The 17951-nt window shown below is 71.9% G+C and carries 22 protein-coding genes; 8 read left to right on the plus strand and 14 right to left on the minus strand.

The features are described from left to right. Positions 1 to 164 precede the first annotated feature (164 nt). The 6 genes from MKW14_RS36205 to MKW14_RS36230 form a co-directional block, all read right to left on the minus strand. Positions 165 to 818 (minus strand): LuxR C-terminal-related transcriptional regulator, encoded by a 654-nt coding sequence (locus tag MKW14_RS36205; protein WP_240870353.1) that lies wholly within the window; start codon positions 816 to 818, stop codon positions 165 to 167. Next, positions 803 to 2068: a sensor histidine kinase gene (locus MKW14_RS36210; protein WP_240870354.1), complete on the minus strand. Its 1266-nt coding sequence runs from the start codon at positions 2066 to 2068 to the stop codon at positions 803 to 805. The genes MKW14_RS36205 and MKW14_RS36210 overlap by 16 nt, the downstream gene beginning before the upstream one ends. Before the next feature lie 94 nt (positions 2069 to 2162). Continuing rightward, the gene (locus MKW14_RS36215; RefSeq protein WP_240870356.1) at positions 2163 to 3158 is read right to left on the minus strand and encodes an SDR family oxidoreductase; all 996 of its coding nucleotides are present in this window, start codon (positions 3156 to 3158) and stop codon (positions 2163 to 2165) included. Between the two features lie 57 nt (positions 3159 to 3215). Continuing rightward, positions 3216 to 3797, minus strand: a complete 582-nt coding sequence (locus MKW14_RS36220; RefSeq protein ID WP_240870358.1) for a winged helix-turn-helix domain-containing protein — start codon at positions 3795 to 3797, stop codon at positions 3216 to 3218. Positions 3798 to 4173: 376 nt separating this feature from the next. Next, the gene (gene glnII / locus MKW14_RS36225) at positions 4174 to 5205 is read right to left on the minus strand and encodes a glutamine synthetase (protein ID WP_240870360.1); all 1032 of its coding nucleotides are present in this window, start codon (positions 5203 to 5205) and stop codon (positions 4174 to 4176) included. A 183-nt stretch (positions 5206 to 5388) separates the two neighbouring features. Continuing rightward, on the minus strand, positions 5389 to 5838 hold the full coding sequence (locus MKW14_RS36230; RefSeq protein WP_240870404.1) for a MarR family winged helix-turn-helix transcriptional regulator: 450 nt from the start codon (positions 5836 to 5838) through the stop codon (positions 5389 to 5391). Positions 5839 to 5921: 83 nt separating this feature from the next. On the opposite strand from MKW14_RS36230, the gene MKW14_RS36235 reads away from it, so the two are divergent. Next, positions 5922 to 6818, plus strand: a complete 897-nt coding sequence (locus MKW14_RS36235) for an alpha/beta fold hydrolase (RefSeq protein WP_240870361.1) — start codon at positions 5922 to 5924, stop codon at positions 6816 to 6818. A 3-nt stretch (positions 6819 to 6821) separates the two neighbouring features. Here MKW14_RS36235 and MKW14_RS36240 read toward each other — a convergent pair whose 3' ends face one another. Further along, positions 6822 to 7535 carry an SCO2207 family protein gene (locus MKW14_RS36240; protein WP_240870362.1) on the minus strand — a complete coding sequence of 238 codons (714 nt, stop codon included), beginning with the start codon at positions 7533 to 7535 and terminating at the stop codon, positions 6822 to 6824. A 127-nt stretch (positions 7536 to 7662) separates the two neighbouring features. Further along, positions 7663 to 8025: an arsenate reductase family protein gene (locus tag MKW14_RS36245; RefSeq protein ID WP_240870363.1), complete on the minus strand. Its 363-nt coding sequence runs from the start codon at positions 8023 to 8025 to the stop codon at positions 7663 to 7665. 151 nt (positions 8026 to 8176) lie between these two features. On the opposite strand from MKW14_RS36245, the gene MKW14_RS36250 reads away from it, so the two are divergent. Next, positions 8177 to 8485, plus strand: a complete 309-nt coding sequence (locus MKW14_RS36250) for a hypothetical protein (RefSeq protein ID WP_240870364.1) — start codon at positions 8177 to 8179, stop codon at positions 8483 to 8485. Between the two features lie 49 nt (positions 8486 to 8534). Here MKW14_RS36250 and MKW14_RS36255 read toward each other — a convergent pair whose 3' ends face one another. Together MKW14_RS36255 and MKW14_RS36260 are read right to left on the minus strand one after the other, a co-directional pair. Beyond that, positions 8535 to 9719 carry a winged helix DNA-binding domain-containing protein gene (locus tag MKW14_RS36255; RefSeq protein WP_240870365.1) on the minus strand — a complete coding sequence of 395 codons (1185 nt, stop codon included), beginning with the start codon at positions 9717 to 9719 and terminating at the stop codon, positions 8535 to 8537. Between the two features lie 642 nt (positions 9720 to 10361). Beyond that, positions 10362 to 10877 carry a putative immunity protein gene (locus tag MKW14_RS36260; protein WP_240870366.1) on the minus strand — a complete coding sequence of 172 codons (516 nt, stop codon included), beginning with the start codon at positions 10875 to 10877 and terminating at the stop codon, positions 10362 to 10364. Positions 10878 to 11113: 236 nt separating this feature from the next. Here MKW14_RS36260 and MKW14_RS36265 point away from each other — a divergent pair, with 236 nt between their 5' ends. The 6 genes from MKW14_RS36265 to MKW14_RS36285 all read left to right on the plus strand — a co-directional run bounded on the left by MKW14_RS36265 (position 11114) and on the right by MKW14_RS36285 (position 14407). Beyond that, positions 11114 to 12454, plus strand: a complete 1341-nt coding sequence (locus MKW14_RS36265; protein WP_240870367.1) for a DUF2252 domain-containing protein — start codon at positions 11114 to 11116, stop codon at positions 12452 to 12454. Between the two features lie 134 nt (positions 12455 to 12588). Continuing rightward, a complete protein-coding gene (locus tag MKW14_RS36270; protein WP_240870368.1) occupies positions 12589 to 12738 on the plus strand; it encodes a hypothetical protein in 150 nt (49 codons plus the stop codon). Next, on the plus strand, positions 12735 to 12935 hold the full coding sequence (locus MKW14_RS36275) for a hypothetical protein (protein ID WP_240870369.1): 201 nt from the start codon (positions 12735 to 12737) through the stop codon (positions 12933 to 12935). The genes MKW14_RS36270 and MKW14_RS36275 overlap by 4 nt, the downstream gene beginning before the upstream one ends. A gap of 29 nt (positions 12936 to 12964) precedes the next feature. Next, complete coding sequence (locus tag MKW14_RS41095; RefSeq protein WP_276622910.1) at positions 12965 to 13096, plus strand: hypothetical protein; 132 nt, start codon at positions 12965 to 12967, stop codon at positions 13094 to 13096. A gap of 98 nt (positions 13097 to 13194) precedes the next feature. After that, complete coding sequence (locus MKW14_RS36280; RefSeq protein WP_240870371.1) at positions 13195 to 13929, plus strand: ANTAR domain-containing protein; 735 nt, start codon at positions 13195 to 13197, stop codon at positions 13927 to 13929. A gap of 205 nt (positions 13930 to 14134) precedes the next feature. Beyond that, positions 14135 to 14407: a hypothetical protein gene (locus MKW14_RS36285; protein WP_240870373.1), complete on the plus strand. Its 273-nt coding sequence runs from the start codon at positions 14135 to 14137 to the stop codon at positions 14405 to 14407. A 42-nt stretch (positions 14408 to 14449) separates the two neighbouring features. Here the strand turns inward: MKW14_RS36285 and pspAB are convergent, their stop codons facing one another. From pspAB to glnA, 4 genes are all read right to left on the minus strand, one after another. Further along, positions 14450 to 15034, minus strand: a complete 585-nt coding sequence (gene pspAB, locus MKW14_RS36290; RefSeq protein WP_240870374.1) for a PspA-associated protein PspAB — start codon at positions 15032 to 15034, stop codon at positions 14450 to 14452. A 3-nt stretch (positions 15035 to 15037) separates the two neighbouring features. Beyond that, complete coding sequence (htpX, locus tag MKW14_RS36295; RefSeq protein WP_240870375.1) at positions 15038 to 15955, minus strand: zinc metalloprotease HtpX; 918 nt, start codon at positions 15953 to 15955, stop codon at positions 15038 to 15040. A 122-nt stretch (positions 15956 to 16077) separates the two neighbouring features. Beyond that, the gene (locus tag MKW14_RS36300; protein WP_240870376.1) at positions 16078 to 16335 is read right to left on the minus strand and encodes an SCO2583/SCO2584 N-terminal domain-containing protein; all 258 of its coding nucleotides are present in this window, start codon (positions 16333 to 16335) and stop codon (positions 16078 to 16080) included. Positions 16336 to 16457: 122 nt separating this feature from the next. Continuing rightward, the gene (gene glnA, locus MKW14_RS36305) at positions 16458 to 17867 is read right to left on the minus strand and encodes a type I glutamate--ammonia ligase (protein WP_240870377.1); all 1410 of its coding nucleotides are present in this window, start codon (positions 17865 to 17867) and stop codon (positions 16458 to 16460) included. Positions 17868 to 17951 lie beyond the last annotated feature (84 nt).

Genomic DNA, 17951 nt, shown 5'->3' on the forward strand with positions numbered 1-17951 from the left:
CTTGGCGGGGCATCGAGGCGCCCGACAGGAGTGAAGCGGCGTCCATTGATACGGGCGCCGCCTCAGGGGTGTTCAGCCACCCCACAAACAAATCAGAGGTTTACCAGTCCTTGGTGTCCCAACAGCCGCCTGAGCAGCAGAAGTTACGGAAAATCGCCGGTTCCTCACCGGCCCTGGTCCAGATAGGCGAGGACGGCCAGAACGCGACGATTGTCGTCGTCCGACACCTCCAGGTCCAGTTTGGCGAAGATGTTGGAGGTGTGCTTGGCGATCGCCCGTTCTGTCACCACCAGCTGCCCGGCGATCGCCGCGTTGGACCGTCCCTGCGCCATCAGCTCCAGCACCTCCAGCTCACGCGGGGTCAGCCGGGCCAGCGGCCGGTCGTCGGCGGCCCGCCGGGACAGCAGCTGCTGGATCACCTGCGGATCCATCGCGGTACCGCCCCCCGCCACCCTGCGTACGGCGTCCACGAACTGCTCCGCGTCGAACACCCGGTCCTTGAGGAGGTACCCCACCCCGCCGCTGCCGTCCGCCAGCAGTTCACGCGCGTACAGCTGCTCCACGTGCTGCGAGAGCACCAGCACCGGCAGCCCGGGTCTGTTCCGGCGTGCCTGGAGCGCGCACTGCAGCCCCTCGTCGGTGTGGGTCGGCGGCAGCCGTACGTCGACCACGGCGACGTCCGGCTCCAGCTCGGCCAGCGCGCGGGTGAGCTCGGGGCCGGACTCGACGGCGGCGGCGATCTCGAAGTCGTGGGCCTCCAGCAGACGGACCAGTCCGTCCCGCAGCAGGAAGAGGTCTTCGGCTAGGACAACGCGCAAGGGATCTCCATGGTGACCATGGTGGGACCGCCGGCGGGAGAGCTGACGGCGAGGACGCCGTCGAATGTACCCAGCCGCCGCTCCACCCCGGCCAGCCCCGAACCGGCCCCGATCACCGCACCGCCCTTGCCGTTGTCCGTGACGGTCACCCGCAGCCGCTCGTCCTCGTGGTGCAGGTCGACCCAGATCCGGTCCGCGCCGGAGTGCTTGACCGCGTTGGTGAGGACCTCGCTGACCGCGAAGTAGGCGGCCGCCTCCACCGGCGCCTCGGCCCGCCCGCCCAACTCGACGTTCACCTCGGTGGGGACGGGCAGCCGCAGCGCCAACGCCCGTACGGCGTCGCCCAGTCCGCGTTCGGCGAGCACCGGCGGATGGATGCCGCGCACCAGCTCCCTGAGCTCGGCCAGCGCGTCCACCGAGGACTGCCGGGCCTGCGCGAGCAACTGCTTGGCCTTCGCCGGGTCCTTGTCCAGGAGCGTCTCGATCGTGCCCAGGTCCATCCCCATCGCCACCAGCCGCGCCTGCGCCCCGTCGTGCAGGTCCCGTTCGATGCGCCGCAGTTCGGCCGCCGAGGAGTCCACGGCGTCCCTGCGCGTCTCGGTCAGCACCCGCACCCGCTCGGCCAGTTCACGCTGACTGGCGCCCAGTACGGAACGGGTGAGCCTGAAGTGGGCGGTCACCAGCCGCGGCGCGAGGGGAGTGAGGGCGAGCAGCGCCAGGGCCAGCGCGCCGGCGCCGAACGCGGAGGACTGGTCGGTGACATGGACGAACCCGTACCAGTACCCGCCCCAGTGGGACAGGGGCCGCCACAGCCCGGCCGCGACCGCGATCCCCTCCAGCGGGTAGAAGAGCAGCACCGCCGGCAGCAGCGCGGTGACGTACCCCGCCGTCATGTCCACCTGGAGCCACCGCAGGTCCCGCCACACGGCCGGGTCGCGCAGCATGGCGTACGTCCGCGTCCAGGGCCTGCCCTCGGGCACCGGCCGGTACGCCGACGGGATCAGCACCCCGCACCACTCGGCCGCCACCACCCGCCGCCAGTCCGCGAACGCCCGCACCCGGTCCAGCACCCACGGGGTCGTGACCAGCCCGATCCCGACCGGGATGAGCGAGATGGACACGAGCGCGAGGGTGAATCCCAGCACCGCCCCCGGAAGACTCACCAGAGCCAGCACGAACCCCCGCCCCGCCGCGACGACGACGTCCCGGGCCCTCGTGGAAAGAGAGCCGCTTTTCGTGTTGGTGTTCATGACAGCAGTCTCGCTGGCTTGTGAGCCGGGGTCACGGGGCCGGACCCCCCGCTCCCGGGGTGGTGCCAGATACACCGCCGGGAACGGGGTCCGGTCACTGACCGGCCAGCACCTTCGCCTCCACTACCGGATCCAGCCCGACCGACGGCCGGTCCGCCCGCTGCGGGGCCCTTCCCCCGATCTCCTGAAGCCAGGCCCAGGTGTCGGCGACGGTCTCCGCCACGGGTCGGCACCTCAACCCCGCCCCCACCGCCCGGGACACGTCCGCGGAGTGCAGGAAGTCATGCAGGTCACTCCCCGCCGGCACCCACACCGGCAACTGCGTCCACGGTTCGATCCCGGCGTCGAGGACCACCTCCGGCTCCACCCACCGCAGTTGTGCCGTCCCCCCGGTCACCTCCGCGCAGGCCTCCAGCAACGACCCCATCGTGGCGTGCCCCTGAGGACTCATCAGGTTGTACGGCCCCTGCGGCTCCCGCTCGGCAGCCCCCAGCACCCACTCGGCCAGGTCCCGCACATCCACGTACTGCAGCGGCAGCTCCCGTGGCCCCGGCGCCAGCACCGGCCCGCCCCGCGCGATCCGCCCCAGCCACCACGGCAGCCGCCCGATGTTCTCGTACGGGCCGAGGATCAGCCCGGCCCGCACCAGCACGGAACGGTCCGCGCCGAACGCGTCCACGACCGCGAGCTCGGCACCGCGCTTGTCGCGCGCGTAGTCCGTGCCGTCGGCGTCGGGCTCGGCGCCCTCGACCAGCGGCACGCCCTCGTCGTACCCGGCCGGCGCGGGCCAGGCGTACACCGAGCAGGTGGACACGTACACATAGCGTCCGGCGCGGCCCCGCAGCAGCCGCGCCGACTCGTGCACCGCCCGGGGCGCCGCCGACCAGGTGTCGACGACGACGTCCCAGGTGCCCTCCGCGAGGGCGGCGAGCCCGTCGGCCTGGGTGCGGTCGCCCCGCAGGGCCCGCACACCGGCCGGGGGCCGCTGCCGCCCCCGGTTGAGGACGGTCACCTCCCAGCCGCGCCCGAGGGCCGCCTCGACGACGGCCCGTCCCGCGAACTCCGTACCACCCAGCACCAGAAGTCTCATACCGGTGACTGTGCCCGGCCCGTCCGCGGGAGGGAACCGCGCTCTGCCGTCAGCAGATCAACGGCCCGTCGGCGGGGTGTACTTGTAGCCGACCCGGCGGACCGTCTGGATCGCCTGCCGGTACTCGGCGCCCAGCTTGCGGCGCAGCCGGGCGATGTGGACGTCGACCGTACGGCCGTCGCCCACGTGGCCGTAGCCCCACACGGTGGTGACCAGCTGGTCGCGGGTGTGCACCCGGCCGGGGTGCGCGACCAGGTGGGCGAGCAGCTCGAACTCCAGGTAGGTCAGGTCGAGTTCGCGCCCGTCCACGGAGGCGGTGCGCTGCACGGGGTCGACCCGGACGAGCGCCTCGGTCTCGGGACCGGCCTCCGCCGTGTCGGCGGGGTCCGCCGCGGCGAGGCCGGCCGGGGCGAGGTGCGGCCGGTCGGCGGGGATGAGGACGAGGTAGCCCACCATCGGCGGCTGTCCGGGCAGCGTGGGCAGGGTGTGCTGGGGCGCGGGCAGCCAGGTGGCGCCCGGCGGCAGGAACTCCGCCACGTCGATCACCTCGTCCCGGTCCACGGCCCGCAGACGGTGCCGGGAGCCGGTGGGGGAGGGGGTGTCGAGCGTCGCGGTGGGTACGGAACGCATGATCGCCATGAGAGGTCAGCTCTTTCGCGCGAGAGGTTCGTCGGAGGGGACGTACTCGTTCGCGTCGGCCGAAGACCGTGTACGGCTGAGGACCTGTACGGCTTTAGAGGGCCGGCGCGTTCGTCGCGCGGCAACACACCCGGTCGAAGTCGTGGTGCTGACGGGAAGGCCAGAACGGCTCGAGGTCGGGGCGACCCGTCGCGGTGTGGTTCTGGAAGCCGGCCATGGGCCCATTGAAGCAGACACCGGCCCTCACGAGGAGACTCCTCTCACTGCTTGGACGTTTCCTTGACATGAAGTCGCCGGTGCCCGCCCGCCGAGGACGCCGAACGCCAGGGGGCGCCCACCGTGACGGTGGGCGCCCCCTGGGCGGAACTTGAGCGGATCAGACCTGGCCGGCCTTCTCCAGGGCGGAGCAGCAGGTGTCGACGAGCAGCCGGGTCACGACGTACGGGTCGACGTTGGCGTTCGGGCGGCGGTCCTCGATGTAGCCCTTGCCGTCCTTCTCGACCTGCCAGGGGATACGGACCGAGGCGCCGCGGTTGGAGACGCCGTAGGAGTACTCGTTCCACGGGGCGGTCTCGTGCAGGCCGGTCAGCCGGTCGTCGATGCCGGCGCCGTAGTTCTTGACGTGGTCGAGCGGCTTGGAGCCCTCGCCCAGCGACTCGGCGGCGGTGATGATCGCGTCGTAGCCCTCGCGCATCGCCTTGGTGGAGAAGTTGGTGTGCGCGCCGGCGCCGTTCCAGTCGCCCTTCACCGGCTTCGGGTCCAGCGTCGCGGCGACGCCGAAGTCCTCGGCGGTGCGGTAGAGCAGCCAGCGGGCGATCCACAGCTGGTCCGAGACCTCGAGCGGGGCCAGCGGGCCGACCTGGAACTCCCACTGGCCGGGCATGACCTCGGCGTTGATGCCGGAGATGCCCAGGCCCGCCTTCAGGCAGTTGTCCAGGTGCGCCTCGACGACGTCACGGCCGAAGATCTCGTCCGCGCCGACACCGCAGTAGTAGCCGCCCTGCGGGGCCGGGAAGCCGCCCTTGGGGAAGCCGAGCGGGTAGCCGTCCTGGAAGAAGGTGTACTCCTGCTCGATACCGAAGATCGGCTCCTGCGCGGCGAACTTCTCCGCGACCTCGGCCAGCGCGGCACGGGTGTTGGACTCGTGCGGCGTCATGTCGATGTCGAGGACCTCGCACATGACGAGGACGTCGTTCCCGCCGCGGATCGGGTCGGGGCAGGTGAAGACCGGCTTGAGGACACGGTCCGAGGCGTGGCCCTCGGCCTGGTTGGTGGAGGACCCGTCGAAGCCCCAGATCGGCAGCGCGTCCAGACCGGCGGGCTCACCCGCGATGATCTTCGTCTTGGAACGGAGCTTGGCGGTCGGCTGGGTGCCGTCGATCCAGATGTACTCAGCCTTGAAGGTCACGGGCCACTTCCTTCGGGGGTGTGTCTGACGCACTTGCGGGTGCTGCGGCGCTGCGGCACTGGGGCGCCGCGGTGATGCCCGCGAGCCTGTCAACAGGCGATTTCCCGTCGATTGCTCGAATGTGAACCCCGTGTTACCGGGCAGTGGTGTGGCGCGATTCACGGTGTGAGACGGCCATCCCGCTCAGTCCTCCCCGCCTGCCGCCTCCCGCACCCCCTCCAGGAACCCCCGGATCGCGGCCAGCTCCCGCTCGTCGTACACACGCAGGAGTTCCACCACGCGGCCGATGAGCGGCCCGAAATGCTCCCACCCGAGCGCGACGGCCCGCTCGTCCACCTCGACGAGCACCTTGCGCCGGTCTCCGGCCGCCCGCACCCGCCGCACATGCCCCGCCCGCTCCAGCCGGTCGACCAGCGCCGTGGTCCCCGCCGAGTTCAGCCCGAGCCCGGCCCCGAGCCGCCCGGCCGTCATCTCCTCACCGGCCCGGGAGGCGTCCATCAGCGCGATCAGGGCGCGCACGTCGGTGGGGTGCATGCCGGTGCGGGCCGCGAACCGCGCGCTGTGCAGGCCCAGTTCGACGACCGTCGCGCGCAGCAGATGGACGAGCTCCAGCTCCGGGTCCTGGGGCCGCATGTGCTTCTCCGGTATCGTCTCGCTCAACAAGAATCTCGCTGAGCGAGATAATAGCCGAGCGGGATGACAGGGGAGGCGTGACCATGAGGGGCACGTTCGACATCGACGGTTTCCTGGCGGCGTACGACAAGGTCATGGCGAAGTGGCCCGCCGAGCGGGAGGCGGTGACCGTGCCCACGCCCTTCGGCGTGGCGTACGTCAATGCCTGCGGCCCCCGCAACGCCCCCGCGGTCGTCCTGCTCCCGGGCGGCGGGGGAGCCACCTCCGCCAGCTGGTACGCCCAGGCCGCCGACCTCGCCCGCACCCACCGGGTCCTCGCCGTCGACCTCCCCGGCTGTGCCGGGCGGGGTACCGAGGCCGGCGACCGTCACCCCCGTACGGTCGCCGACCTGGTGGTCTGGCTGGACGCGGTCCTCGACGGGCTCGGCATCGACGAGACGGACCTGGGCGGGCACTCGTACGGCGGCCGGCTCGCGCTGCACCACGCCCTGCACGCACCCGCGCGCGTGCGCCGCCTCGTCCTGCTGGACCCCACGACCTGCTTCACCGGCTTCCGCCCGGCGTACCTGCTGCGCGCCCTGCCGCTGGTGCTGCGGCCCACGCCCCGCAGGGCCAGGGCGTTCCTGGAGTGGGAGACCGGGGGAGCACCCCTCGACCCCGACTGGCTCCGCCTCCAGGAGGCGGCCGCCGGCTTCCCCTCCGTGTCGAAGCCGGTGACCGGTCCGCGCCCGGCCCCGGACGCGCTGCGCGCGCTGGACATGCCGGTCCTGCTGTTCCTGGCCGAGAACAGCAGGACACTCCCCCACTCTCGACTTCGCTCGAGCGGGGGCACCCCCAACACGTACGAGGTGGCGGAGTCGGCGAACGCGCTGCTGCCGCACGTGGAGACGGTCGTCCTACCCGACGTCTCCCATCACATGCTGCCGCAGTCCGCACCCGTCGAACTCGGCCGCCGCCTCACGGAGTTCTTGAACCCTTGAGCCTCACCCCACCTTCTCGATCAGCGCGCGCCGGATCAGGAACTTGCCGGGCTCCCGCACCTGTTCGAAGGCCGCGTTGTTGAGCAGCGCGCAACTCCCGGACACCGAGGTGACCTTCACCGTCGTGGACTTGTTGTTGTCCAGGTTGGTGACCCTCAGCGTCGTCCCCGCCGGGAACTGGTTGCTGGACGCGGCAGGTGCGCCGGCCTCGCCCGAGAGGGTCACGGTGGAGCCCTTGCAGACCTGCTGCGCGGAGCCGGAGGCGGCAGCGCCACCGGTGTTCGCGCCCGCCCCGGAGTTCGCGTTTCCCGCGGGAGCCGTCTGCGCCGGCTGAGCGGTCTGCTGCTGCGCGGGCTGCGCCGACTGTGCGGGCTGCGTGGCCTGGGAGTCCTGAGCCGACTCCCCAACCGCACAACCCGACGCCTGCTGCTGGACCTTGATCTGCGCGATGACCGCGTCACGGTTGGCGATCCGGGCCGCGGACTGCGCGTCCGGATTCGCCTTCTGCCCGGCGATGAACCTCTCGTTGTTGCCGAGGGCGGTGGCGAGCCCCTGACAGACCGTCGAGTTCGCGGCCGACAGGGTCTTCGCGGCGGGCGGGGTCTGCGCGGCGTTCGAGGTCGACGCCATCGCGAAGGCCCCACCGCCCGCCACCGCCGCCGCGCTCACCAGGATCGCGAGCTTCTTCCTCGTACTGACAGTTCTCCTACGCGACATGCGCGCCTCCTGAAGAGGTAGGGGAGCGTACCCCGCTATGTACGAGATACCGAACGAGGTTACTCAGTGGTTACACGAGTCTCTGAAGTAACCTGCGTCACACCTGCGTTGGTCGCTCGGCCGTCGCTCACTCCCGCGACAGCGCCTCGCGTACGGCCTCCTCCGTGCGGCCCACCACTGCCGTGCCGTCGTCCGCCGTGATGATCGGACGCTGGATCAGCCGGGGACGCTCGGCGAGCGCCCTGATCCACCGGTCCCGCGAACCGGCGTCCCGCGCCCACTCCTTGAGACCGAGCTCCTTCGCGTCCGCCTCCTGGGTGCGGGTGATGTCCCACGGTTCGAGCCCGAGACGGTCGAGTACGTCCCTGATCTCGCCCTCGCTCGGTACGTCCTCCAGGTAGCGGCGGACGGTGTAGTCCGCGCCCTCGGCGTCGAGCAGGCTGATGGCGCTGCGGCACTTGGAACAGGCCGGGTTGATCCAGATCTCCATGGGGTCAACGGTACGCGAGGGGAGTGCCGAAAGCCCTTGTGGCCAGGGGCTTTTGTCAGTGGCGGGCGGTACACTAGAAGAAGTGTTCGAGGGTGTTGCCGGGGGCGTCGAAGGCCCTGGTGAACACCCTGTCCGCGACAGGAGGATGCCTGTGCCCGCTGCCGCACTGAAGCCGAAGCCGACCCAGTCCACTGTGAAGCGCCCCGTCCTGCTCGACCTGCCGTACGAACCCGTGGAGAAGCGCCGGTTGCCGCCGGGCCGGCCCCGCGAGTGGTACGTCACGCACAACCGGCGCCTGAAGGCGATGCGTCTCGCCATCGCCCTGCTCGACTCGGGCGTCTACATGCCGAACCAGGCCCGCGACGAGACGATCCGGCACACGGCGGAACTGATCGGAGTCCACCCGCCGTCGGACACGACGTGCCACATGGTGCGGGCGCTGATGCGCTACAGCCGATGAGGCCGGTGCCGGGCGCCGCCGCACACGCGGCGCCCGGCACGTCCGCCCGCTACCCCCTTGCCAACTCCTTGTCCACCGGCGTCGGAAAGCGGGGCGTGACCCGACTCGTCCCCATCCACGCCCGCAACCGCTCCGCCTCCGCCGCGATCGCCGCCTTCGCCTCGCGCCCCACGCCCTTCTCGTCGAGGAGGCGCCACGCGATCTCCCCGTCGGCGCGCTGGGCCCAGCCCCCGACGACCCGCCCGTCCCACCACACCGTCGGCCCCACGTTCCCGCTGCGGTCGAACAGCGAGGGCCGCAGGTCCGGCGCGAGATACCAGTCCCGTGCCTGCCAGCCCATCGCCGTCGGATCCAGCGCCGGCAGCAGTGCCGCCCAGGGCTCCACGGGACCCTCCGGAGCGACGTCGTCCGCGGTGACGTACGCCGCGCCCTCGTCGACCGACACCTCCCGCGCCCCGATCGCCGTCAGCGCGCGCCGGACGTCGGTGACCTTCCACCCCGTCCACCACTTCAGGTCGGCCTCGGTCGCCGGTCCGCACGAGGCCAGCCAACGCCTCGTCAACTCCGCCTGCGCCTCGGCCACGTCGAGCTCCGGATGCGCCGGCGCCACCGCCCAGCGGAACTGGGTCGACGTCCACGAGCCGAGCGGGCGCCCCCGGACCACCTTGCCCTCGACGCCCAGCACCCGCAGCAGCCGGCCCGAGACCGTGTGGACGCCCTCGTAGCTCTTGCCGGCCGCGTACACGAACTGCTCCCGCAACCGGGGCTCGTCCTGGGCGAGTTCGGTCGCCGTCGCCTGGCCGCGCCGGGCCAGGGCGGCCAGCAGCGACTCCTCGACCTCCTTCAGCCAGGCAGCGTCCGGCGCCCCCGCGTTCGCCATGTCCTGGACCAGTTTGGCGCGGGCCTTGGCGGCCACGGCGAGGCCGGTCGACGCGTGGACGACGGCGGTGAGGCCGGTGGGGAGGACGAACACCGTGTGACGCATGCCGTGCATCCGCACCAGGGAACGGTCGTCGTACAGCGCCCGCTCCGTCTCGGGCACCGTCCGCGCCGCGTCCCTCAGCCGCGCGCCCACCGCGAGATACACCGTCGCCGGGTCCGTCCCGTGCAGCGCGACAAGCGAACCCGCGACGTCCTCCGGAGAGTCTCCCCGCGCCCCCACCGCCAGCCGATGCCGCACCGCCAGCCGCGCCCGCCGCTCGGCCACCCCGATGTACCGCACCCCGTCACCCATCACACCCTCCACCTGTCCCGGCACCCGTGCCCCCATCTTCCCGACCCCCACTGACAACGCCCACCCCCGACCTCGCCGACCGCGGGGACAGACACCCACGCGGCCACCGCGGTCGCTGTCCAGGACCCCGCGCACGCGGGTTCTGCGGTTCCCGCGCTCGGGCGCCCGGAAGCTCGGCGCGCGGCTGCGCACGAACACGGACGCCGCGGGGGCGGTTCCTGCGTCCCGGCGTCCGGACGCTGGGCACGTGGACCCGCAGTCACGCAGAACCGAGGCGCCGGTCGCGACGCGGTTCGCTGACGAGCCGTGCGAAGGAGGCGCGGCTCGCTTCCACGTCTCCGGACGCCGCGATCGCCGTCCAGACCCCGCGGACGCGGTTCCTGCGCTCCGGCGTCCGGACGCTCGGCGCGACGCGGTTCGACGGTACGTCGGCGAGCCGTGCGAAGGAGGCGCGGCTTGCCTCCGACGTCCCCGGATGTCCCGGTCGCCGTCCCCGCCCCGCGGACGCGGTTCCTGTGCTCCGGCGTCCGGACGCTCGGCGCGTGGATCCGCACTCACGCGGTCGCCGCGGTCGCCTTTCCCGACCCCCGGGGACGCGGTTCCTGCGGTGTCTGCGCCCGGTCGCTTCGGGGCGTGGAGGGCTCAGCAGCCGAAGACCGACCAGCAGATGTCGTTGCGCAGGCGTTGGTCGTCGAGTACGAGGTCCCTGACCGCCTCCGGGAGTCGGTCGCGCTGCCAGCGGCACTCCAGGCGTCCCGCGGCGGTACTCTCGTGGGCCGGTACCGCGGCTCGCGCGGCCTTGATCGCATAAGCCGCCGCGCCGAGTTCGTGCGCGGCGACGTGCGCCACGACCGCGGCCTGGCCGGCCGCGTACGCGGCGTGCCGTGCCGCGCCCCGCAGGTCTCGGGCGGCCCCCATCGCATGACCGCCCGCCGCACGAGCCTCCATCATCCTGACCTCGCCCCGCACCCAGGCGCGGGCGTGCTCGATCGCCCGGCGCGGTCGGGGGTCCTCGGGCCGAGCCGACTCGAAGAGGCCGAGGACGTGCTCCGCGCAGTCCGCCGCCCAGAGCGCGAGGAGACGGTGATCCGCGTCAGTGAGGGTCCCGCCACGGCGCACGGTCACGAAGCGAGGGTCCCTGACCTTCGGGAGGATCATGGATCGGCCTTCCTTCCCGCCGGCGCCCGTCCGGCATCCGGGCACACGTATCAAGCACACACGCATCCGGGCACACACATCCGTCCGCGACCGTACCCCCTCCTGTCACCCGATCGCCGTACCCGGCATGCGCTCACCCCCGTCCCCGCCTTCACTGCGATCAAGAGGCGGCACGGCGAACGAGCCGAGGCGGTGGGAGGCGTGATGGGGTGGAACGTGGTTGTGCGGTGGGTCGCGTGAGTTCCCCTGTCGACCGTGCCGAGCAGGGCAAGGCCGCCCGTAAGCGGGTCCAGCGGTCCGGGCACGCCGGGTGGGTCGCGCCCGTCGACCGGGACGACCCCGTCGCCGTACTGGAACGGCAGGGGCGGGACCGGCTGCCGGAACTGCTGCCGGTCCGGTACGGGCGGATGGCCGCGTCGCCGTTCGCCTTCCTGCGCGGGTCGGCCGCCGTGATGGCCGCCGATCTGGCCTCCCGGCCGCACACCGGGCTCACCGTGCAGCTGTGCGGGGACGCCCATCTGCTCAACTTCGGGCTGTACGCGTCCCCGGAACGCACCCTGTTCTTCGATCTCAACGACTTCGACGAGACGTTCCCCGGCCCCTTCGAGTGGGACGTGGAACGGCTCGCCGTCAGCGTCGTCGTCGCCGGCCGGGAGAACGGCCACGACGCGGACAAGGTGCGCCGCGCGGCGACGGAGGCGGTCACGTCGTACCGGACCGCCATGCGACGCCTGGCCGCGCGCGGCGAGCTGGAGGTCTGGTACGAGCGCATCGACGCCGACCGCCTGCTGCCGCTCGCGCGTTCCGCGCGTCGGCGACGCCAGGCCGCCGCCAGCCTGACCCGCGCCCGCCGCCGCACGAGCCTGCAGACCGTCGCCAAGCTGACCGAGGTCGTCGACGGCAGGCGGCGGATCCTCCACGACCCGCCGCTGCTGGAACCCGCCGGCGCCTCCGACACGGCCTCCCTGCGCAAGATCTTCAGCGACTACCGCTCCACCCTCTCCGAGGAGCGCCGGCTGCTCCTGGACCGCTACCGCTTCGTGGACGCCGCCCGCAAGGTCGTCGGCGTCGGCAGCGTCGGGCTGCGCTGCTTCGTCGTGCTGCTCGCCGGCCGCGACCCCGACGACCTGCTGTTCCTGCAGATCAAGGAGGCCCGCACCTCCGTCCTCGAGGAGCATCTGCCGACCGGGCCCTATGTCCATCCCGGGCACCGTGTGGTCGCCGGGCAGCGCCTGCTGCAGGCCGCGAGTGACGTCTTCCTGGGGTGGATGAGCGGGCCGCAGGGACGCGCCTTCTACTGGCGGCAGCTGCGGGACAGGAAGGGGTCCGCCGACGTCGCCGGGATGAGCCCCGCCGACCTGCTCCTCCACGCCCGGCTGTGCGGCACCGCCCTGGCGCGCGCCCACGCCCGCTCCGGCGACCGCGTCGCCATCGCCGCCTACCTCGGCGGCGCCGACACCTTCGACCACGCCGTCGCCGACTTCGCGCTCGCCTACGCCGACCAGAACACCGCGGACCACGCCGCCCTGGGCGCCGCGATCGCCGCCGGAGTGATCCGGGCGGCCCCCGAGGTGTGACCGGGGATCGGCCCTTGTCCCACCGCAGCCGAATTCCTCGGCCGCCATCCGTTCACGCACCCCGGTGTGAACGGCCCGCCCGTGCCAGTACCCCGGCAGGCAACACGTGCCCGCCAAGGAGCGGCGTCCGACGCGTGCTCTCGGCGTGCCGGGGCACCGGCATCGCCGGCCTCCACCGGTCGACGGCGCACCGCCAACTGACCGCGGCCCGGCTCCAGGACGACTACCCGGCACGGATCGCCGACTGGAACGGGCGGCACCAGTCCGCGAGGCCGTCCTCATGACCGGGGTCGCGGAAGCCTGCCGCACTGGCAGCGCCGCCGTCTCCCTGGTCGGGGCCGATTCCCCGGACGACCTCACCGTGGCCGCCTCGGACGAGTCCGCCCGCGCCGCCCAGGAACTGGAGTTCCTGGGCGGCGCGGGACCGGCCCGGGACACGGCCGCCGAGGTCCGGCCGGTCACGGCGGCGGCCCGGGGCTGACCGTCCGCCGGCCCGGTCACGGTCCCGCGGTGAGCGAACTCGGCATCGACGAGGTGGCCGCCGTCCGCTCAGCCTCTCCTGTGTCCGTGTCGGCGCCCTCGCCGAGCTCGACCCGCTCCGTGGCCGAGCGGGTGCTGCGCGGGGAGCCGCGGCTCGGCTGAGGTGTCGGACGGGGGAGGCGGGAACCCGTAAAGGAAGCGGAAAAAGCGCGTGTGACCGGCACGGCCGAGGTGAGCGTCCCGGGAGGCGGAGAGAGGTCATGACCAACCCCGTGTCACAGCAACGGCTGGCGAAGGCGTTCGTCGACCTCGCGGCCGGAGGGGAGACCACGGAGCCCCGCGACCCCACAGGCCTCCTCGAGGCCCTCGCGACCCACGGCACCGCCCTGCTCGGCGACTGCGCCGCGACCGTCCTGTACGTCCCCGACGACCACGCCCCGGCCCAGGTGGCCGGCACCGGCGCCGAGTTCATGCGGCTGGCCCGGGACGCCGCCGCCTGGGGCGAGGGTCCCGGGCAGCAGACCCACCGCACCGGCCGCCCGGTGCCGGACACCGAACTCGACGGGGAGCGGGCGCGCCTCGACTGGCCGCGCTACACGCCCCGCGCCCTGGAACTGGGCTACGGCCGGGTCGCCGCCCTGCCCCTGCACGTCGGCGCCGACACCCTGGGCGCCCTGGTGCTGCTGGGCCCTGGCACCGCCGCGCTGCGCCCCGAACTCCTGGAACTCGGCCAGTCCCTGACCGACGTCGCCGGCTGGACCCTGGAGCGGGAACGGCGCCTGTCCGCGAGCCGCGCCCTCGCCGACCAGCTCGGCCAGGCGCTGACCAGCCGTATCGTCATCGAGCAGGCCAAGGGCACGCTGGCCGCCCACCTCTCGGTCACCGTCGACGAGGCCTTCCGGCTGCTGCGCGCCCACGCCCGCTTCCACCGCCGCCGACTCACCGAGGTGGCCCGCGAGGTGGTGGAGCACCGTCTGGACCTCCGGTCGAGGTGAGCCCGCGAAAAAGGGGATGCACGCGGAGTGACCGTCTCCCTACGCTGGACGAGCGTTGCGGAGCCGCTCACCACCGCTTGTCTCCGGGCAGGCATCACCCCCCGCTGTCAGGGCTACTCTCTACGCACCGACGGACGGGCGCCCTCCCCCAGCGCCCTGTCGGACGTCCAGATCGTTCAACGACCCTCGCTCACGGAGGCCCGTGATGGGCACCATGTTGATCGCCGGGACCGTCGTCCTGGTCCTCTTGGGATTCGGAAACCACGTGTGGTGGCTGGCCGCGGCCGGCGTCCTCTTCCTCTACCTGCAGTACGGCCGGGACTCCTCGCCGTCGTCCTCCGGGGGAGGCGGCGCGTCGGGATCGGCCCCCGCCACCTACCAGGCGTACCGCAAGCGCCGTGACCAGCAGGCCAAGTGGGAGCGCCGCTACCGGCGCGAGCGCCCCCTGGAGGCCCGCCGCCAGGAGCGCGGCAAGTAGGACCACGGGCCGGGGACTTCAGGCCAGGACTTCAGGCCACGACTACAGGCCGGGAGCGCCCCACACCGGGAACCACCGGCTCAGGTCCTGTTCCATCCGCAGGTCACCGGCGAGCGCGGCCTTGATCTGCAGCTCCAGCGCGTTGTCGCGCCGCTGTCCGGCACCGGGCAGCGGCGCGAACGGATAGAACGTGCCGCGCTTGTACAGGTACACCAGCGCCAGCCGCTTGCCGCCCTCGCCCGCGAACGCGGCCAGGGAGCACAGCAGTTGCGGCCCGAAGCCGTTGACCTCCATCGAACTGTTCACGGCGTGCAGGTCGTTGACGAGCTCCGACAGCTGCTCGGGGGAGCGGCGCGAGACCAGCCAGGAGTAGCCGAACTCGTCCTGGCTCAGCTCCACCGGCGGCCCGTCCCGGTCGGCGTCCGCGTCCAGCAGGGCCTGGACCTCCCGGTGCGTCTGCTCGAAGGCCGCGCCCTCGACCGTGGCGAAGCACACCGCGCCGGTGCCGGTCGGAGTGAAACCGGCCGCGGCCTCGAGGGTCACGGCCGCCGACGGCAGCGCGAAGAGCTGGTCGAGGTCGGGCAGGGCCGGCTTGGTGCGGCCGAGCAGGATGTCCAGGAGCCCCATGCATCACGCCTTTCCGGGGGTGGGTGCCTCACCCAGCTCGGCCGAGATCCGGCCCAGCTGGTCGAGCCGTTGTTCCAGGCTCGGGTGGGTGGAGAAGAACCGCTCGATGCCGGGCTCCTTGCCGGTGGCGGGGGTGAAGTAGAAGGCGTTGAAGGCCTGCGCGGTCCGCAGGTCCTTGGTGGGGATCCGGGCGATGTCGCCGGAGACCTTGGTCAGCGCGGAGGCCAGCGCCGAGGGCCGCCCGGTCAGCAGCGCCGCCGCCCGGTCCGCGGCCAGTTCCCGGTACCGGGACAGCGCCCTGATCAGCAGGAAGCTGATCGCGTACACGGCCGCCGACACACCCATCACGGCGGCGAAGACCGCCGCGGTGTTCTGGTCCCGGCGTCCGCCGCCGAAGAGCTGGGAGTAGAAGGCGAACCGCACGATCAGTCCCGCGATCACCCCGAGGAACGACGCGATGGTGATGACGGCGACGTCCTTGTGCGCGACGTGGGACAGCTCGTGCGCGAGGACGCCCTCCAGCTCGGCGGGCTCCAGCCGCCGCAGCAGTCCGGTCGTCACACAGACCACGGCATGGTCGGCGTTGCGTCCGGTGGCGAACGCGTTCGGCATGTCCATATCGGACACGGCGACGACGGGCTTGGGCATGTCGGCGATCGCGCACAGCCGGTCGATCACCGCGTGCAGCTCGGGATACTCCTCGCGCTCCACGACCCGCCCGCGCATGGCGAACATCGCGATCCGGTCGGAGAACCAGAACTGGGCGACGAACATGGCCGCGATCAGCACCACGACCAGCAGCCATGACTTCAGCAACACGATCAACGCGGCGACGAAGGCCACGTACAGCAATCCGAGCAGGAACATCGTGACCGTCATCCGCACGGTCAGCCGCCGGTCGCTCCGGAAACGGCTCTGCATTGTGCATCACCCCGCAGTCAGGCACTCGTCCCACTGCCAGTGTGCACCCCGCGCTTCCCATGAAGTGGTCCACAACGGCCCTAGGAGCTGCAAAAGGTCCCTGTGGGAGGCCCGCGCGCGTCCTAGTACGGCGCCCGGAAACGCACCCATCCCAGCAGGACGATCACCACCGCCACGGTCCCGAACACCAGCGCCGTCGACATCCACGAGGACCTGCGCGGGGTCACCGGGCCCGGGTCGGCGCGGAAGGGCTGCGGCTCGGGCGGGTTCTCCCGCCAGCGCGCGGCCAGCATCCGGGCCCGTGCGGAAGACTCCTTGTGCTCCGCCCGGTCCGCCCATTTGAGGTCGAACTCCCGCTCGGCATCGTCCTGTTGGGCCATCCCCGTCTCTCCCCCTCGACACCGCCGCCCCTGTCGAACAGCTGTGCCGCACACCATACGACGACGCCCCCGTCCCGGGAAACCGGAACGGGGGCGTGGCCGAAAGACGGCTCAGGGGCCGATCACACGTCGAAGTAGAGCTCGAACTCGTGCGGGTGCGGACGCAGCTGCAGCGGGGCGATCTCGTTGGCGCGCTTGAAGTCGATCCAGGTCTCGATCAGGTCGGCCGTGAAGACGTCACCGGCGAGCAGGAACTCGTGGTCGCGCTCGAGGGAGTCGAGGACGGCCGGGAGCGAGGTCGGGACCTGCGCGACGTTGGCGTGCTCCTCGGGAGCCAGCTCGTAGAGGTCCTTGTCGATCGGCTCGGCCGGCTCGATCTTGTTCTTGATGCCGTCCAGGCCCGCGAGCAGCAGGGCCGAGAAGGCCAGGTACGGGTTGCCGGAGGAGTCGGGCGCGCGGAACTCGACGCGCTTGGCCTTCGGGTTGGAGCCCGTGATCGGGATACGCATGGCCGCGGAGCGGTTGCGCTGCGAGTACACCAGGTTGATCGGCGCCTCGAAGCCCGGCACCAGACGGTGGTAGGAGTTCACCGTCGGGTTGGTGAAGGCCAGCAGCGACGGGGCGTGCTTGAGGATGCCGCCGATGTAGTAGCGGGCGGTGTCCGACAGGCCCGCGTAACCGGCCTCGTCGTAGAACAGCGGGTCGCCGTTGCTCCACAGCGACTGGTGCACGTGCATGCCCGAGCCGTTGTCGCCGAAGATCGGCTTCGGCATGAAGGTCGCGGTCTTGCCGTTGCGCCAGGCGACGTTCTTCACGATGTACTTGAAGAGCTGGAGGTCGTCGGCCGCGGCGAGCAGCGTGTTGAACTTGTAGTTGATCTCCGCCTGGCCGGCGGTGCCCACCTCGTGGTGCTGGCGCTCGACCTTCAGGCCGGACCGCTCCAGCTCCAGGGAGATCTCGGCGCGCAGGTCGGCGAAGTGGTCGACCGGCGGGACCGGGAAGTAGCCGCCCTTGTAGCGGACCTTGTAACCGCGGTTGTCCTCGAGGGCGCCGGTGTTCCAGGCGCCGGCCTCGGAGTCGATGTGGTAGAAGCTCTCGTTCGCCGAGGTGGCGAAACGGACGCTGTCGAAGACGTAGAACTCGGCCTCGGGACCGAAGTACGCGGTGTCCGCGATACCGGTGGAGGCGAGGTAGGCCTCGGCCTTCTTCGCCACGTTGCGCGGGTCACGGGAGTACTGCTCGCCCGTGATCGGGTCGTGGATGAAGAAGTTGATGTTGAGCGTCTTGTCCCGGCGGAAGGGGTCGACCCGGGCGGTCGACAGGTCCGCGCGCAGCGCCATGTCGGACTCGTGGATCGCCTGGAAACCACGGATCGAGGATCCGTCGAAGGCGAGCTCGTCGTCCGGGTCGAACGCCTCGACGGGCACCGTGAAGTGCTGCATGACGCCCGGCAGGTCGCAGAAGCGGACGTCGACGAACTTGACGTCCTCGTCCGCGATGAACTTCTTGGCCTCGTCGGCGTTCTGGAACATCCAGCTCCTCCTACTCCCGACCTGTCCCGCCGGGGTGGTAGTTCGTTCGTGCGGCCAGTGCGGTGGCACACGCTGACCTCGACA

It is taken from the genome of Streptomyces gilvus (assembly GCF_022513565.1).
In the GTDB taxonomy this organism is placed as follows: domain Bacteria; phylum Actinomycetota; class Actinomycetes; order Streptomycetales; family Streptomycetaceae; genus Streptomyces; species Streptomyces gilvus.

Coding starts and splice junctions, on each gene's coding strand:
- MKW14_RS36255 (WP_240870365.1), bottom strand. CDS start 9,719: ATGGGTGACGGGGTGCGGTACATCGGGGTGGCCGAGCGGCGGGCGCGG.
- MKW14_RS36240 (WP_240870362.1), bottom strand. CDS start 7,535: ATGTCGCGTAGGAGAACTGTCAGTACGAGGAAGAAGCTCGCGATCCTG.
- htpX (WP_240870375.1), bottom strand. CDS start 15,955: ATGCAGAGCCGTTTCCGGAGCGACCGGCGGCTGACCGTGCGGATGACG.
- MKW14_RS36220 (WP_240870358.1), bottom strand. CDS start 3,797: ATGGCGATCATGCGTTCCGTACCCACCGCGACGCTCGACACCCCCTCC.
- MKW14_RS36285 (WP_240870373.1), top strand. CDS start 14,135: ATGGGCACCATGTTGATCGCCGGGACCGTCGTCCTGGTCCTCTTGGGA.
- pspAB (WP_240870374.1), bottom strand. CDS start 15,034: ATGGGGCTCCTGGACATCCTGCTCGGCCGCACCAAGCCGGCCCTGCCC.
- MKW14_RS36275 (WP_240870369.1), top strand. CDS start 12,735: ATGACCGGGGTCGCGGAAGCCTGCCGCACTGGCAGCGCCGCCGTCTCC.
- MKW14_RS36235 (WP_240870361.1), top strand. CDS start 5,922: ATGAGGGGCACGTTCGACATCGACGGTTTCCTGGCGGCGTACGACAAG.
- MKW14_RS36210 (WP_240870354.1), bottom strand. CDS start 2,068: ATGAACACCAACACGAAAAGCGGCTCTCTTTCCACGAGGGCCCGGGAC.
- MKW14_RS36245 (WP_240870363.1), bottom strand. CDS start 8,025: ATGGAGATCTGGATCAACCCGGCCTGTTCCAAGTGCCGCAGCGCCATC.
- glnA (WP_240870377.1), bottom strand. CDS start 17,867: ATGTTCCAGAACGCCGACGAGGCCAAGAAGTTCATCGCGGACGAGGAC.
- MKW14_RS36215 (WP_240870356.1), bottom strand. CDS start 3,158: ATGAGACTTCTGGTGCTGGGTGGTACGGAGTTCGCGGGACGGGCCGTC.
- MKW14_RS36260 (WP_240870366.1), bottom strand. CDS start 10,877: ATGATCCTCCCGAAGGTCAGGGACCCTCGCTTCGTGACCGTGCGCCGT.
- MKW14_RS36230 (WP_240870404.1), bottom strand. CDS start 5,838: ATGCGGCCCCAGGACCCGGAGCTGGAGCTCGTCCATCTGCTGCGCGCG.
- MKW14_RS36280 (WP_240870371.1), top strand. CDS start 13,195: ATGACCAACCCCGTGTCACAGCAACGGCTGGCGAAGGCGTTCGTCGAC.
- MKW14_RS36300 (WP_240870376.1), bottom strand. CDS start 16,335: ATGGCCCAACAGGACGATGCCGAGCGGGAGTTCGACCTCAAATGGGCG.